The organism is Bradyrhizobium embrapense (genome assembly GCF_001189235.2).
In the GTDB taxonomy this organism is placed as follows: Bacteria; Pseudomonadota; Alphaproteobacteria; order Rhizobiales; family Xanthobacteraceae; genus Bradyrhizobium; species Bradyrhizobium embrapense.
On the sequence record NZ_LFIP02000004.1, the window covers coordinates 714,480 to 728,791 of the forward strand.

A 14,312-nucleotide genomic window follows, 5' to 3' on the forward strand; every position below is an offset into this window, starting at 1 on the left:
CTGTCTCCCAACGGCTTCCGCCGGGTGCCCTGCCGCCCCCGCCGCCTACCGTGTTTTTCCGCTGCCAACCCGATATGGGATGGCAATAAAGGAGATTCGAGGGTTAAGTCCACGGATCCCCGCACTTTTTTGTGTCTGGCGCGCCACGCGACAACCTGTCGCACGCCGGTTGCATGGTCCGGGAGCGCCCTGCGGCGCTCCCGGATCGCGCATTACTTGAGCTCGACCTTGGCGCCAGCCTTCTCGAGCTGGGCCTTGATCTTGTCGGCTTCTTCCTTGTTGACGCCTTCCTTGACGGGCTTCGGAGCGCCTTCGACGAGGTCCTTGGCTTCCTTCAGGCCCAGGCCGGTGATGGCGCGGACTTCCTTGATGACTTCGATCTTCTTGTCGCCGGCGGCAGCCAGCACGACGGTGAAGTCGGTCTTCTCTTCAGCCGGAGCAGCGGCAGCGCCGCCGGCAGCCGGGCCGGCAACCGCGACGGCGGCAGCGGCGGACACGCCCCACTTTTCTTCGAGGAGCTTGGCGAGTTCGGCCGCTTCGAGCACGGTGAGGCTCGAGAGGTCGTCGACGATTTTCTGCAGATCAGCCATTGTTCAGTTCCTTAAACGTTTGGTTCGAACCAGGTTTGAGATTAGCGAAGGGGTCAGGCCGCTTCGCTCTTTGAGGCATGAGCCTGAATGACGCGTGCGAGCTTGGCCGCAGGCGCGTTGGACAGCTGAGCAAGCTTGGTCGCCGGCGCCACGAGGAGGCCAACGATCTTGCCGCGCAGCTCGTCGAGCGACGGCAGTGAGGCAAGCGCCTTCACGCTGTCGACATTCAGGACGGTTTTACCCATCGAACCGCCGAGGATGACGAACTTCTCGTTCGCCTTGGCGAATTCGATGGCAACCTTTGGCGCCGCAACCGGATCGTTCGAAGTAGCGATCACGGTCGGTCCCTTCAGCAGGGAGCCGATGGCAGCGACGTCAGTGCCTTCAAGAGCAATTTTGGCGAGACGGTTCTTCGAGACCTTCACCGATGCGCCCGCCTGCTTCATCTGCATGCGCAGCTTCTGCATCTGGGCCACGGTGAGGCCGGAATAATGAGCAACGATCGCAACCGACGTGGTCTTGAAGACCTCGTTGAGTTGTTCGACCGACTCTTTTTTTGCCGCTCGTTCCACAGCAAGCTCTTTCCGGTTGGCGGCCTTTCCGCGAAGGCAGGACCGCCGGGTTGCACCCATCGTCCCGCCCTAAACCTGATCCGCAGGGTGCAAGACCCTTCGGACATGCCGGGCAAGACGACATCTAGAAGCCTGCCCTCCCAAAGCCTTGCGGCCATGGGCTGTCGAGGTTCGAACCAAACCAGCCTCCCAGCCGCGAACTGGAACGCAAAATCCGGTCTTCACCCGTCTATGCAGGCCATTCGATTAAGCCGTTGAAAACACGAAGTTCTCGCGGGCGCCTGCAGTCTTGGACAGGATCGGGCTATCGGCCGGGGCCGAACGCCCTGCCCTCATTCCGGTGGAGGCGACGGGTCTCCTTCCTTTCGAGCATCCTTGCGGGCATGCGGAAAGGAATGATCTCCTATCATCTCAGGTTTTCGGAATGCGAGCACGGACATGCCAGCAAGTGCCAGCACGCCCGGAAGGCGCTATTTAGCTGGTCCTGCCCGGCTTGCCAAGAGCAAATTTCAGACCAGTTTCATCTGGCGGCTGGAGCTGGTTCCGAGGCCGGAACCGGCGGCTGCCTAGGCGCCCTCACTTGGTATGGCAGCGGCTTGCCGGAGAAGAACGCGTCGAGGTTGGCGAGCACGCAGTCCTGCATCGCGACGTGCGATTCAAGGGTGTGGCCGCCAAGATGCGGCGACAGCACGACGTTCGGCAGCGCGGTCAGCGCGTCCGGCGCGTGCGGCTCCCTGGCGAACACGTCGAGGCCGGCGCCGGCGATCACCCCCTCGGTCAGCGCAGCGACCAACGCGGCCTCGTCGATGACGGAACCGCGCGAGATATTGACGACAAAGCCGTCGCTGCCGAGCCGGCGTAGGATGTCGGCATTGACCACATGCTCGGTGTCGGCGCCGGCACGCACCGCAATCATCAGCACACTACACCAGTCGGCGAGAGCCTCCAGGCTCGGCAGGTACTGGTACGGCAGGTCGTACCGGGTGCGGCTGAAATAGCCGACCTCGGTCTCGAAGGCAGCGACGCGGCTGGCGATCTTGCGGCCGATCTCGCCCATGCCGTAGACGCCGACCTTGCGGCCGCGCATGCCGGCCTGCGGCCGCATCATCGGCGATGGCTTTGCCCCGGCCCACTCGCCGCTCCGGACATAATTGTCGGCGACGTGCAGGCGCCGCACCGACGCCAGCATCAGGGTCAGCGCCGTGTCGGCGACCGAGGCCGCGTTCGCCCCCGGGCTGTGGCCGACCGCGATGCCGCGCTTCGCGGCGGCAGCGAGATCGACCCCGTCATAGCCGGTGCCGTAGCAGACGATAGCGCCGAGCTTCGGCAGCATCTCCATGGCACCTGCGCCGAGCGCCGTGCCGCCCGCAGTGATCATGGCTCTGACGTCGGCGAGCTCGGTTGCCGGGATCGCTTCGTCGAGCCGCCTGCCGGCCGCGTTCAGCAGCTCATAGCGCTCGCCGAAGCGGATCAGCTGGGCCTTGGGAAAGCGCGAATAGACCAGGACCTTATCGGGCATCGTTCTTGTTTCCTGCGAGACGCTTCAGATCTTGTCTGCGCTTCCTCACTCGAAAACGCGCTGACAAAAACAAAGGGCGGAACCGGTTGCCCGATCCCGCCCTCTTTATCTCATCACGGCCGGATACCTCAGCCGAGGATCGTGCCCGGCTCGACCTTCACGCCCGGGCCCATGGTGGAGGAAACCGCCACGCGCTGGATGTAGGTGCCCTTGGAACCCGCCGGCTTTGCCTTGGAGACCGCGTCGGCGAGCGCCTTGACGTTCTCGACCAGCTTGTCCTCGGAGAACGAGGCCTTGCCGATGCCGGCCTGCACGATGCCGGCCTTCTCGACGCGGAACTCGACTGAGCCGCCCTTGGCGCCCTTCACGGCGTTGGTGACGTCCATGGTCACCGTGCCGATCTTCGGGTTCGGCATCATGCCGCGCGGGCCGAGCACCTTACCGAGACGGCCGACCAGCGGCATCATATCGGGCGTGGCGATACAACGATCGAAATCGATCGCACCGCCCTGCACCTTCTCGACCAGGTCTTCGGCACCGACGACGTCGGCACCGGCGGCCTTGGCTTCCTCAGCCTTGGCGCCGCGCGCGAACACGCCGACGCGGAGCGTACGGCCGGTTCCGTTCGGCAGGTTGACGACGCCGCGGACCATCTGGTCGGCGTGGCGCGGGTCGACGCCGAGATTGATCGCGATCTCGATCGTCTCGTCGAACTTCGACTTGGCGCGCTCCTTGACCATCTTGATGGCGTCCGCGAGCGGGTAGAGCTTCTCGCGATCGACGCCCTCGCGGGCCTTCTTCAAACGCTTTCCGATTGCCATGGCCCGTTACCCCGCAACTTCCAGACCCATCGAACGGGCAGAGCCCTCGACCATCTTCATGGCCGATTCGATGGTATCGCAATTCAAGTCCTTCATCTTCTTCTCGGCGATCTCGCGCACCTGCGCCTTGGTCACCTTGCCGGCCTTGTCGCGGCCCGGCGCCTTCGAGCCGGACTGGATCTTGGCAGCCTGCTTGAGGAAGAACGACATCGGGGGGGTCTTCATCTCGAAGGTGAACGAACGATCGGCGTAGATCGTGATCACCACCGGGATTGGGGTATTCTTCTCTTCCTTCTGGGTCTGCGCGTTGAACGCCTTGCAGAACTCCATGATGTTGAGACCGCGCTGACCAAGCGCGGGACCGATCGGGGGCGAAGGATTCGCCGCACCGGCCGGGACCTGAAGCTTCAGGTATCCGGTCACCTTCTTTGCCATTTATCACTCCTGTTGTGCCGGACGGTGCCGGCGGTTTCAGGTTCCGTGGTTCGGTTGAAGGGGCTGGCGACCGCCTCCTCCCTCCCACGGCCTCTCACTTGACGCAGGGGGATATACCCCGCGCCGTCCGGTCAGACCACCTTTTCGACCTGACCGAATTCCAGTTCCACCGGGGTCGCGCGGCCGAAGATCGACACCGCGACCTTCACGCGCGAGCGTGCCTCGTCGATTTCTTCCACGACGCCTGAGAACGAGGCGAACGGGCCGTCGGCCACGCGCACATTCTCGCCGATTTCGAACGACACCGACGCCTTCGGACGCTCCACGCCCTCCTGCACCTGATGCAGGATGCGCATCGCCTCGGCCTCCGAGATCGGCATCGGCTTGTTTTCCGCGCCGAGGAAGCCGGTCACCTTCGGGGTGTTCTTGATCAGATGGAACGCCTCGTCGGTCAGCTTCATCTTCACCAGCACATAGCCCGGGAAGAACTTGCGCTCGGCGTCGATCTTGCGGCCGCGGCGCACCTCGGTGACTTTCTCGGTCGGTACCAGAATCTGCTCGAACAGCTCTTCCAGCCCGCGCTGCTTGGCCTGCTCGCGGATCGATTCCTGAACCTTCTTCTCGAAGTTCGAATAGGCGTGAACGATGTACCAGCGCTTGTCCATCAATTGAGTTCCCGTGCTCATCAGTGGATGCCCAGTATCAGGGTAATCAGATAGCGGATGATCTGATCTGCGGCGAAGAAGAAGATCGAGGCCAGCGCCACCATCACGAACACCATAATGGTTGTGATGGTCGTCTCGCGGCGCGTCGGCCACGTGACCTTGGCGGTCTCCGAGCGCACTTCCTGCAGGAATTTGAACGGGCTGAAAGCCATCGTGAGATCCGCGTCCGTCTCCGGACGATTGCAACGTTTCAAGGAATCCGAACAGCCGACCTTGCGGACCCAGCCCTCGTTTGGAAGGTTGAGCCGATAAACGAGCTCGAATGTTCGGGGAATTAGGCCGCGCCGGATATCCGCGATCAAAGCGGGCCGGCTGCGAGTGGGCGGTATCTACTGCGAGACCGGCCAAACGTCAAGGTCGGCGGGGTCACGCCCCGCCCCGCCCGGGTCCCAGCAGGCCGGAACGGGGCCTCTCGAATCAAGCACTTAGGCTGACGGCACGATGTCCGTTGCCCCGGCCGCCTACCGCGGAAGCCGGGCAGATCACCCGGCAAAGCTCTTCTGCACCGCCTGATCCAGCGTGGCGCCGCCGACATAGCGCTGGCGCAGCTCGCGCTTCAGCAGCTTGCCACTCGGGTTCTTCGGCAGGGCATCGACGAAGATGACCCGCTTCGGCACCTTGAAATGGGCCATCGACGCCGCGCAGTGCTTGATCACGGCGCCAGCATCGAGGTTCGCGCCGGCCTTGACCACGACGATCGCCGTCACCGCCTCGATCCAGCGCTGATCGGGCAGCCCGACCACCGCGACCTCCGACACGCCGGGCAGCCGGTAGATCATCTCCTCGACCTCGCGGCTCGCGACGTTCTCGCCGCCGCTCTTGATCATGTCCTTCACGCGATCGACGACCGTGATGTAGCCGTCGGCGTCGACGGTCGCGAGATCGCCGGAATGAAACCAGCCGCCGGCGAACGCCGCCGCGGTCTTGACCGGATCATTGTAGTAGCCGGACAGCAGGTGCGGCGAACGGTGCACGATCTCGCCGACCTCGCCCACCTTCACGTCGGTCATGTCCGGTTTGACCACCCGCGTCTCGACATTGATCGCGGGCTTGCCGGCCGACCCCGCCTTCGGCAGCTGGTCCGCCGGCGCCAGTACGGTCGCGAGCGGCGCGATCTCGGTCTGGCCGTAGAAATTCCAGAATTTTACGTCGGGCAGACGCCGCTGCAATTCGAGCAGCACTTCGACCGGCATGATCGAGGCGCCGTAATAGCCCTTGCGCAGGGTCGAGAGATCGGTGCGATCGAACGCGCCCGAGCGCAGCATCGCGATCCAGATCGTCGGCGGCGCGAAGAACGCGTTGATCTTGTGGGCCGCGATCAGCGCCAAGACATTGTCGGGCACCGGCTTGCCGGTAATGAGACTGGTCGCGCCGAGATAGATCGCGGGCCCCAGGAAGACGTCGAGCTGCGCACAGTGATACAGCGGCAGCGCGTGCAGCACGGTGTCGTCGGCCGCCATGCCGCCGTCGATGATGCAGCTGACATACTGCCACATCACGGCTTCATGGGTGAGGATCGCACCCTTCGGCAGCGACTCCGTACCGCTGGTGTAGATGATCTGCGCGGGATCGCGGCTGTCGACTGACGTATCCGGCGCCGAGGCGTCGCTGTGCAGCAGGCTGTCGAACGTCGTGATGCCTTCAGGCGCGGTGGCCGGATCCTCACCCGGCAGCCAGATCAGGGTTTCGACCGCCGAACCCCTGGCGGCCGCGGCGTGCCCGGTCTCCACGAAATCGGGGCCGACTGCGAGCAGCTTCGCGCCGGAATTGGCCAGGATGAAATTGATCTCGTCCGGATTGAGCATGAAGTTGATCGGCACCAGGATCGCGCCGATCCGCGCCACCGCGAAGCGCAACGCGGCGAAGCCGTGCGAGTTGCGCGACAGCACCGCGACGCGGTCGCCCTTCGCAACGCCAAGACCGAGCAGGCCGCGGCCGAGCCGATTGCAGATCGCGTCCATCTCCGCGAAGCTCCAGCTGACCTCGCCGCAGATCAGCGCGGTCTTGCTGGGGTAGCGCTTGGCCGACCGGCGCAGCAGATCGCCGATGCTGTGCTCGCGGGCGCGCTGGATGGTTGCTGCGATGTTTCCGCTCATTTGTCCCTCCCGAATGTGCTTTTTGTCGTTGTCTTGTCTTCGCCCTGCCGTCCCTATTGCCGGGCGGCGTAGGCGTGTTCCATGTAGGTGTGCTCGACCGAACGATCGAGCGAGGCGATCTTCTCGAAGCCGCGCCGCCAGTCCTGCAAATGCCGCCGCGTCCACAGCACGCCGGCCTCCTTGTCGCGCCGCTTGATCGCATCGAGGATGTGGCGATGCGCCTCGACAAGGCGAGCGCCGCCCTCGGGCACGCGGCCGACGATCATCTCGGTGGTCGGAAAGAACAATTGCGCGGCTGGCTCGCGGGCGAGCTGCAGCACGCGGTTCTGCGAGGCCTTGGCCATCAGGACGTGGAATTCCGCATCGAGCTCGGCGAGATCTGCGGGATTGCCGACGACGGCAGCGCTGCGCTCGAGATTGCCGGCGAGCTCGGCGATGTTGTCATCGCTCGCGCGCTCCACGGCGCCCTCGACACTCGCCACCTCCAGCGTCATCGAGGCCTCGAACAATTCGCGGAACGTCACCTCGTGCAGGATCAGCGCGCGCGACAGCCGCGTGGCGAGCTTGTTGTAGCGCGGCAGGCAAGCCTGCAGGCGGCGGCTAGAGTCGCGGCGGATCAGCCCGCCCTCCTCGAGCACGCGAATGCCTTCGCGCACCGTCGAGCGGTTGACGCCGAACTGCGCCACGAGCTGCTGCTCGGTGCCGATCGGCTCGCCCGGCTTGATCCGGCCGTTGATGATCTCGCGTTCGATCGCGTCCGCGACCTTCTGGTAGGCCGGCGCGACGTCGATGCGCCGGAACAGCGGCGTGGCGGGCACTTGAGCTCCCCATTGTCGTTTGTCGGACAAAAGATAGGCGAAGGCCCTTGAAGCGTCAAATGGGCTCTCTGCGGCCGGATTGTCGCACCGGCCGTCGAGAATTGACAGCGGAACTGGGCAAATCTAGCTTTGTCGGACAAGCCGATAAGAACATCCTGGGAGGCGCACCACCATGAAATCCATCGTCACGAGTCTGTCCGCTGCCGGCCTGATCGCCGCCGCACTGGCAGGGCCCGCGCTCGCGCAACAGGCGCCGCTCAAGATCGGCGTGCTGACCGATTTCCAGTCGGTCTATTCCGACATCGGCGGAGCCGGGAATGTCGAGGCCACCAAGATGGCGATCGAGGAGTTCGGCGGCTCGATGTTCGGCAAGCCGATCGAGCTCGTCACCGCGGACGCCCTCAACAAGGCCGACGTCGCCGCCACCATCACCCGCAAATGGTACGAGGCCGAGAATGTCGACATGATCATCGACATGCCGACCTCGGCGACCGCGCTCGCCGGCATGGAGATGTCGAAGCAGTTCGAGAAGATCATGATCGTGACGGATGCGGCAAGCTCCGACATCACCGGCAAGTCCTGCTCGCCCTACACGCTGCACTGGACCTACGACACCTACGCCAACGCCCATACCGTCGGCAGCGCGATCGTAAAGAACGGCGGCGACAGCTGGTTCTTCATCACCGCGGATTACGTGTTCGGCCATTCGATCGAGCGCGACACCGGCGACGTCGTCCGCACCGCCGGCGGCAAGGTGCTCGACAGCGCCCGGCATCCGCTCAACACGCCGGACTTCTCGTCCTTCCTGCTGCAGGCGCAATCGTCGAAGGCCAAGATCGTCGGCCTCGCCAATGGCGGCGGCGACACCATCAACGCGATCAAGCAGGCCGCCGAATTCGGCATCGTGGCGGGCGGGCAGAATCTGGCTGGTATCGTGATGTTCATCTCTGATATCCACAGCCTGGGGCTGAAGCTCGCGCAGGGCCTGATCATCACCGAGGCCTACTACTGGGATCTCAACGACCGCACCCGCGCCTTCGGCAAGCGCTTCTTCGAGCGCATGAAGCGGATGCCGACCATGAACCAGGCCGCGACCTACAGCGCCACCCTGCACTACCTCAACGCAGTGAAGGCCGCCGGCACCAAGGAGACCAAGCCGGTGCTGGCCAAGATGCGCGCGACCCCGGTGCGCGACGCCTTCACCGACAACGGCGTAGTGCGCGAGGACGGCCGCATGGTGCACTCGATGTTCCTGTTCGAGGTCAAGAAGCCCGAGGAATCGAAGGCGCCGTGGGATTACTACAAGGTGCTCGCCGAGGTCCCCGGCGACCAGGCGTTCCGGCCGCTGAAGGACGGCGGCTGCCCGCTGATCAAGTAGGTCAAAGTTATCATGGCCGGGGTCCGGGACCTCGGCCAGATGCGGCTCTCTTACGGGCTTGCTTGCTCGCGGGCGGTCAGCGTTTCGCTACCAATTCAACATACAGGCCACGTCAAGAACCGGATTGGGCCAAAGCCAATCAGTTGCTCCGCCATTCGCTGGGCGCCACACCGGACCAGCGCTGAAAGGCATGGCTAAAGCCGCTCGTCTCAGCGTAGCCGAGCGCAAGGGCTATGTCGGTAATATCCATCCGCGTACCCGCGAGCAGCTGGCGGGCAACTTCGAACCGTGATTGGTTCACCAGTTCACGAAAGCTCTTGCCCTCCGCCTGCAGCCGGCGGTTCAGCGTCCGGGGTCGCACCGACAGTTCGCTAGCGACCTCTTCCAATGAGACGTCCCGAAATATCACTCTTGCGCGCAACATGCGGGTAACCGTGTCGGTGACGCAGGGTTGTTCGACGGCCCAATAAGCGGCGATCGACTTCTGCAGTATTCGGCGCAGTTCCTCGTTTGCGCCGCGAACAGGACTGTCGAGGAGACTGGCCGGAAACACCAGCGCATGCTGTTCTGCGTCAAATCGTGGAACGAATCCAAAGAAACGGCGATAGGGTTCAACGTTGCTTGGGGTTCGATGAGAGGTGCGCACCTCTTCGGGCGCTGCACCCACCAGCTCCCTCATCATATTGAACCCGATCGCGATCGCTCCGTCACTGATCTGGTCAACGGCCTGCACACCCGGATAGTGGACGGCATAACCCCAAAAAGCTACGTCGTTCTGGATCACAAGGTAAGTAACTGCCCCGCGGACATAGCGTCGCTGGTTGGTGCAGAGGTCCAGGATCGCATCCTTGAGCGTCGGAGCAGTATGCATCAGTCGCCCGACGAGCCCAAGGCTGGCGGTCCCTGACCGCTGCCCGACCAGGAATCCGAAATGCTTGCATCCGGTCGCCGCTACGCCGGCCTCGATGAGCCTGCCCAACTCGATGAATGAGATCGAGTTTTCAGGGTTGCGCAGCAAGTCGGGATTGATGCCCGCGCCCGCGATGACGCCCGCGGGATCCTTGCCCAGTTCGCGCAAGACCTGGGGAAGCTCAACCAGAGCTCCGACGCGTTGCTGCCCTTCCATTCGCGGCACCTCAGCTTGACGCCTGCGGGTTAACTACACTTCGGGGACACAAGACCATGGGACGTGTCGCAAAATAACAAGCGGCACGAGTTGATCTTGATCAACATGTCAAACTGAGACGTCCCGTCAGATGACGCGGTACCCTGACAATCCAACCGTGCATTTTGTAACGAGTAGAGGTCTGGCATGGGTATTTCAGGCGCAAGGCCGGGTGCCTCCGGCGCAGCCCGCGACCTCGCGTACGCGACGGCGCGGGCATTTCCGGTAGATCCGCCCGACAAGTTTGCCCCCGCCGCGTTCGAGAGGCGTCGCAGCGCGATGGCGCGTCATCCAGCAAATGGAGCGTGACATGCTTGAGCAAGACTCGTTAGCTCTTTTCAGGCCAGTCGAGCGCGATCTTCGGCTCGATTTCTTTCGTGGAATCGGACTGTGGATGATCTTTCTTGATCACATCCCCCACGACGTCGTGTCGTGGCTGACATTGCGAAATTATGGATTCAGCGACGCAGCCGAATTCTTCGTCTTCATTTCCGGCTATCTGGTCGGATGGATTTATACCCCGATTATTCGCGGTGGCCAGTTCGCGGCGGCGATGAAACGTCTGTGGAAGCGAGCAACTCAGATGTACGTCGCGCATATCATGCTGTTTCTGATCTTTACGGCGCAGATCGCGCGCACTGCGCGGCGGTTCGACAATCCAATGTACGAAAACGAATTCAACGTGTTCAACTTCCTTCAGCATCCAGACGTGCTGATTCAGCAGGCGATTACGTTGCGTTACAAGCCGGTCAATCTCGACGTGCTGCCGCTCTACATTGTGCTGGTACTCGCTGCGCCCTTCATGGTCTGGTGCCTGGTGCGCCGTCCCAACCTGACCCTGGCCGGCTCTGTGGTGCTCTATATCCTGTCGCGGCTTTTCGACTGGAACATCGCGTCCTATCCGCCGGGCACGACCTGGTACTTCAATCCGTTCTGCTGGCAGCTCCTGTTCGTGTTCGCCGCCTGGTGCGGGCATGGAGAAATCGCCAAGTACTCGAAATGGGTGTGGTCGAAGACCGCGCTCACGATAGCCGCGGCCTGGATATTGTTCGCGTTCGTCATCGTCATGACCTGGCACAGCGCATTCCTCGAATCCCTGATCCCGAAATGGATGGTCAAGGCGATCTATCCTATCGACAAGACCGACCTCGACATGCTGCGCTTCACGCACTTCCTGGCGCTCGCCACCGTCGTCACACTCTTTATTTCACCCAAGTGGAAGCCGCTGAAATCAAAGTGGCTGCACCCGACGATCCTATGCGGTCAGCATTCCCTGCCGATCTTCTGTATCGGAGTGCTGCTGTCATTTTCGGCGCACTGGATTTTGACGCAGTACACCAAGGGTGCCTGGGAGCAGCTTGCGGTTAGTTTCGCCGGCGTTCTGATCATGGTGGTCATAGCTTGGTTCCTGGACCGCGCGGCAAAGGTGCCCGACCTGTTTGTCCGTGCGGAGAGCGGCCAACCCGCACCCGAGGTCGGAGAAACCATCATCGAGGGGGCGCAAGTTGCGGCCCAATAGGCGACGATTGCTTGGATACGCAACCTTGCGGGGTTTTCCATGCCCAGACATTCATTGGTCATCGGCGGCATTCTTCTTGGTTTAACTTTGACCACGTCCGCACAAACACCGCCGCCCGACGCAATGACGGTGGCGAGAAGCCTGGTGGTCACCCTGAAGCTCGGGGATCAGTACAAGGCGCTGCTTCCTGCTATCCTGTTCCGCATCAAACCTCTGGTCACGCAAGAGAGAGCGGAGCTCGAAAGCGACTACGATCTCATCGTCACCAAAGCCGGCGATCTCTATGCGCCCTACTACAATGAAATGCGTGAGCAGGCGGCAGCCGTCTACGCCGCCAATTTCACGCTCGACGAATTGCGTCAAATGGACGCTTTCTTTCGTCAGCCGGCAGGACAAAAGCTAATCGAAAAATGGTCTGCGATGTCGCAGCAAACCGCTCAAATCGGTCAGGACGTCGGCCGCAAGGCAAGCGAGGATTTACGTCAGCGGCTAACGGAAGCGCTACGGCAGAAGGGTCACAAGCTTTAACGCGAGCTTGTTTGATCAAAATCGGATGGCTGGCATGAAAAGGCTATTCGGTATTCTGACGAAAGGTCCGCAATTGCCTGCATCGATAACGATTTTAGCGATGTTGTTGGCCGCAATGTTGGTCAAGTTCAACAAGGCGGGATGGGCGATCTCTGCGCTTCTTGCACTTTGTGTGTTGCAGGTTGCAAGAGGCGGAACAGGAGAGCGCAGCTAGCCTCCCGACGTATTCCGGTCGAGAGCCGCAACCTGCAGCGACGACGGCTTGCGGCCAAACAATGGAGGGAGTGGATCGATGACCAGCCCGGTGACTCACTTTGAAGTCTACGGCGAAGCTCCTGCGCAACTCGCGCGGTTCTACGCCAGCCTGTTCGGCTGGCAGATCGAGAAGGCGCCGGGCGTCGACTATTGGCGAATTCAAACCGAACCGGCGAATGGCAAGAGCTTCGGGGGCGGTCTCACATACCGCGCAGCGGATGGCCCGAGTTCATGGCTGCCCTACGTGACGGTCAGCGCGCTGGACGACACCCTTTCGGAAGCGCAGCGCATCGGCGCACATATCGTGCGTCCCAAGACAGCGGTGCCCAGAACCGGGTGGTATGCGGTGCTCACGGATCCTGAGGGAAACTGCTTTGCCATCTGGCAGGCGGATCGCACTGCATTTCCATCGCCAGAACCAGACTGAACCACCTTCCTGTCGCGCCAGTGCGCAGTTTTGAAGTGAAAGGGAACGATCACACAATAGAGGAGACGCAGATGTACTATACTGACGATTCGATTCTGCCAGAGAACATGGCGCCACTGATCATCACCGCGGCCCCATATGGGCCGGAGTGGATTCCCGGCGACGCCGACATCCCGGTGACGTGGGATGAACAGGTTCAGGCCGCGGTGGACTGCTACAATGCCGGAGCCACGATGCTCCATGTGCATGTGCGTGACCCCGCCACCGGGCACGGATCGGTCGATTTCGACCAGTTCAACTACTTCATCGGCCGGCTGAAGCAGGCCGTACCCAAGATGATCCTGCAGGTCGGCGGCTCGATCTCGTTTGCCCCCAAGTCGGCCGATGCCAAGGCGAAATGGCTCGATTATGATACGAGACACATGCTGACGGAGCTCGATCCAAAGCCGGAATGCGTCACGATCGCGACCGGCACAACCCAATGGGACATCATGTCTTGGATGTCAGCCGACGATATCAAGGGCACCCACCTCGAGAATAACGCTAAGGTCCAGGCGGCATGGGCAGGCATGTGGGTTGATGCTGGGCCGGCCTTCTACCTCGAACACTTGAAGCGATTGCGGAAGAATCGGATTCAACCGTATTTCGTCCCGGCCCACGTCCATCAGCTCGAGCTCATAGAGCGGCTGATCCGCGCCGGCGTCTATATGGGGCCGATGAACCTTGCGATTGCCGGCTATGGTGGCGGCACGCTCGGCCGCAATCCCTATCACTGGATGGAGTTCCTTCGTCAGGTCCCACAGGGAGCGTCTGCGACCTTCTGGACCAGCATGCGCGGGCTGATCCCGATCTCCGCCATGGCGATCGTGCTCGGGCAGCACGTGCGCGTCGGCAATGAGGACAATCTGTGGGGGCCGGACAAGAAGCGCCGGACCACAGTGCAGCAGATCGAAGGTGCCGTGCGGATATGCAAGGAGTTCGGCCGCAAGCTCGCAACCGCGGAAGAAGCTCGCCAGATCATGAAGATCGGCGTCTGGTATGACAGCGTCGAGGAGACGCTGCACAACCTCGGCCTGCCGCCGACCCGCAAGGACGGACAGACCGGGTTCCTGGTGTGGGAGACCGACGGCAAGAAGGCGGTCGCAAAGACCGGCGGCGATTCCCATCCGATGGCCTACTGCATGGTGCCTCCGACACAGATGGCGGCGGAGTAGATCCCTGCTGCGGGTCTCGCATGCATTGATGCGGGACCCGCAGCATTTGCTCGACACTTGTTGAGGCGAGGACATGACCGGCAATCTGCAAACTGAAACGAGCACCGCAACCCGCTCGCCGCATCAGACGGGTCCATGGGATGCGGCGGTCGGTACACTCCACGAATGGGACCCAACCTGGGCACGCGCGTGCGTGAAGATGACGACCAGCCTGTGGACCCACGAGGTACTGCCTCGGAAACCTGTCGAG

16 protein-coding genes are annotated in these 14,312 nt (G+C 62.3%); 6 read left to right on the forward strand and 10 right to left on the reverse strand.

The genetic code is table 11. The features are described 5' to 3' along the window. Positions 1–212: 212 nt before the first annotated feature. The 9 genes from rplL to AKN83_RS22310 form a co-directional block, all read right to left on the reverse strand. Positions 213–590: a 50S ribosomal protein L7/L12 gene (gene rplL / locus AKN83_RS22270; protein ID WP_050402243.1), complete on the reverse strand. Its 378-nt coding sequence runs from the start codon at positions 588–590 to the stop codon at positions 213–215. Positions 591–643: 53 nt separating this feature from the next. After that, positions 644–1,162, reverse strand: coding sequence for a 50S ribosomal protein L10 (rplJ, locus tag AKN83_RS22275; protein WP_050402242.1), 519 nt, complete (start codon positions 1,160–1,162; stop codon positions 644–646). 520 nt (positions 1,163–1,682) lie between these two features. Then, entirely contained in the window at positions 1,683–2,681 is a 999-nt protein-coding gene (locus tag AKN83_RS22280; RefSeq protein ID WP_050402241.1) for a 2-hydroxyacid dehydrogenase, read from the reverse strand. Positions 2,682–2,809: 128 nt separating this feature from the next. After that, positions 2,810–3,502 (reverse strand): 50S ribosomal protein L1, encoded by a 693-nt coding sequence (rplA, locus tag AKN83_RS22285; RefSeq protein WP_029081784.1) that lies wholly within the window; start codon positions 3,500–3,502, stop codon positions 2,810–2,812. A gap of 6 nt (positions 3,503–3,508) precedes the next feature. Next, a complete protein-coding gene (gene rplK, locus AKN83_RS22290) occupies positions 3,509–3,937 on the reverse strand; it encodes a 50S ribosomal protein L11 (protein ID WP_008136439.1) in 429 nt (142 codons plus the stop codon). Positions 3,938–4,068: 131 nt separating this feature from the next. Continuing rightward, positions 4,069–4,602 (reverse strand): transcription termination/antitermination protein NusG, encoded by a 534-nt coding sequence (gene nusG / locus AKN83_RS22295; RefSeq protein WP_021081670.1) that lies wholly within the window; start codon positions 4,600–4,602, stop codon positions 4,069–4,071. A 20-nt stretch (positions 4,603–4,622) separates the two neighbouring features. Next, a complete protein-coding gene (gene secE, locus AKN83_RS22300; protein ID WP_016840554.1) occupies positions 4,623–4,814 on the reverse strand; it encodes a preprotein translocase subunit SecE in 192 nt (63 codons plus the stop codon). Positions 4,815–5,144: 330 nt separating this feature from the next. Beyond that, positions 5,145–6,758 (reverse strand): acyl-CoA synthetase, encoded by a 1,614-nt coding sequence (locus tag AKN83_RS22305; RefSeq protein WP_050402240.1) that lies wholly within the window; start codon positions 6,756–6,758, stop codon positions 5,145–5,147. A gap of 53 nt (positions 6,759–6,811) precedes the next feature. Beyond that, positions 6,812–7,576, reverse strand: coding sequence for a FadR/GntR family transcriptional regulator (locus tag AKN83_RS22310; protein WP_050402239.1), 765 nt, complete (start codon positions 7,574–7,576; stop codon positions 6,812–6,814). Positions 7,577–7,748: 172 nt separating this feature from the next. Here AKN83_RS22310 and AKN83_RS22315 point away from each other — a divergent pair, with 172 nt between their 5' ends. Further along, positions 7,749–8,954, forward strand: coding sequence for an ABC transporter substrate-binding protein (locus AKN83_RS22315; protein ID WP_050402238.1), 1,206 nt, complete (start codon positions 7,749–7,751; stop codon positions 8,952–8,954). A gap of 139 nt (positions 8,955–9,093) precedes the next feature. Here the strand turns inward: AKN83_RS22315 and AKN83_RS22320 are convergent, their stop codons facing one another. Further along, the gene (locus tag AKN83_RS22320) at positions 9,094–10,080 is read right to left on the reverse strand and encodes an AraC family transcriptional regulator (protein ID WP_050402237.1); all 987 of its coding nucleotides are present in this window, start codon (positions 10,078–10,080) and stop codon (positions 9,094–9,096) included. Positions 10,081–10,429: 349 nt separating this feature from the next. On the opposite strand from AKN83_RS22320, the gene AKN83_RS22325 reads away from it, so the two are divergent. From AKN83_RS22325 to AKN83_RS22340, 5 genes are all read left to right on the forward strand, one after another. Next, positions 10,430–11,638, forward strand: coding sequence for an OpgC domain-containing protein (locus AKN83_RS22325; RefSeq protein WP_050402295.1), 1,209 nt, complete (start codon positions 10,430–10,432; stop codon positions 11,636–11,638). A gap of 123 nt (positions 11,639–11,761) precedes the next feature. Next, positions 11,762–12,166: a DUF2059 domain-containing protein gene (locus AKN83_RS22330; RefSeq protein ID WP_083992160.1), complete on the forward strand. Its 405-nt coding sequence runs from the start codon at positions 11,762–11,764 to the stop codon at positions 12,164–12,166. A gap of 34 nt (positions 12,167–12,200) precedes the next feature. After that, complete coding sequence (locus tag AKN83_RS39825) at positions 12,201–12,380, forward strand: hypothetical protein (RefSeq protein ID WP_157113500.1); 180 nt, start codon at positions 12,201–12,203, stop codon at positions 12,378–12,380. Between the two features lie 78 nt (positions 12,381–12,458). Next, a complete protein-coding gene (locus tag AKN83_RS22335) occupies positions 12,459–12,848 on the forward strand; it encodes a VOC family protein (RefSeq protein ID WP_050402235.1) in 390 nt (129 codons plus the stop codon). A 71-nt stretch (positions 12,849–12,919) separates the two neighbouring features. Beyond that, positions 12,920–14,062, forward strand: a complete 1,143-nt coding sequence (locus AKN83_RS22340) for a beta-keto acid cleavage family enzyme (RefSeq protein WP_244522042.1) — start codon at positions 12,920–12,922, stop codon at positions 14,060–14,062. Positions 14,063–14,312: the final 250 nt, after the last annotated feature.

Coding starts and splice junctions, on each gene's coding strand:
- rplL (WP_050402243.1), bottom strand. CDS start 590: ATGGCTGATCTGCAGAAAATCGTCGACGACCTCTCGAGCCTCACCGTG.
- AKN83_RS22330 (WP_083992160.1), top strand. CDS start 11,762: ATGACGGTGGCGAGAAGCCTGGTGGTCACCCTGAAGCTCGGGGATCAG.
- AKN83_RS22305 (WP_050402240.1), bottom strand. CDS start 6,758: ATGAGCGGAAACATCGCAGCAACCATCCAGCGCGCCCGCGAGCACAGC.
- AKN83_RS22320 (WP_050402237.1), bottom strand. CDS start 10,080: ATGGAAGGGCAGCAACGCGTCGGAGCTCTGGTTGAGCTTCCCCAGGTC.
- AKN83_RS22280 (WP_050402241.1), bottom strand. CDS start 2,681: ATGCCCGATAAGGTCCTGGTCTATTCGCGCTTTCCCAAGGCCCAGCTG.
- AKN83_RS39825 (WP_157113500.1), top strand. CDS start 12,201: ATGAAAAGGCTATTCGGTATTCTGACGAAAGGTCCGCAATTGCCTGCA.
- rplK (WP_008136439.1), bottom strand. CDS start 3,937: ATGGCAAAGAAGGTGACCGGATACCTGAAGCTTCAGGTCCCGGCCGGT.
- AKN83_RS22315 (WP_050402238.1), top strand. CDS start 7,749: ATGAAATCCATCGTCACGAGTCTGTCCGCTGCCGGCCTGATCGCCGCC.
- AKN83_RS22325 (WP_050402295.1), top strand. CDS start 10,430: ATGCTTGAGCAAGACTCGTTAGCTCTTTTCAGGCCAGTCGAGCGCGAT.
- secE (WP_016840554.1), bottom strand. CDS start 4,814: ATGGCTTTCAGCCCGTTCAAATTCCTGCAGGAAGTGCGCTCGGAGACC.
- AKN83_RS22335 (WP_050402235.1), top strand. CDS start 12,459: ATGACCAGCCCGGTGACTCACTTTGAAGTCTACGGCGAAGCTCCTGCG.
- rplA (WP_029081784.1), bottom strand. CDS start 3,502: ATGGCAATCGGAAAGCGTTTGAAGAAGGCCCGCGAGGGCGTCGATCGC.
- AKN83_RS22340 (WP_244522042.1), top strand. CDS start 12,920: ATGTACTATACTGACGATTCGATTCTGCCAGAGAACATGGCGCCACTG.
- nusG (WP_021081670.1), bottom strand. CDS start 4,602: ATGGACAAGCGCTGGTACATCGTTCACGCCTATTCGAACTTCGAGAAG.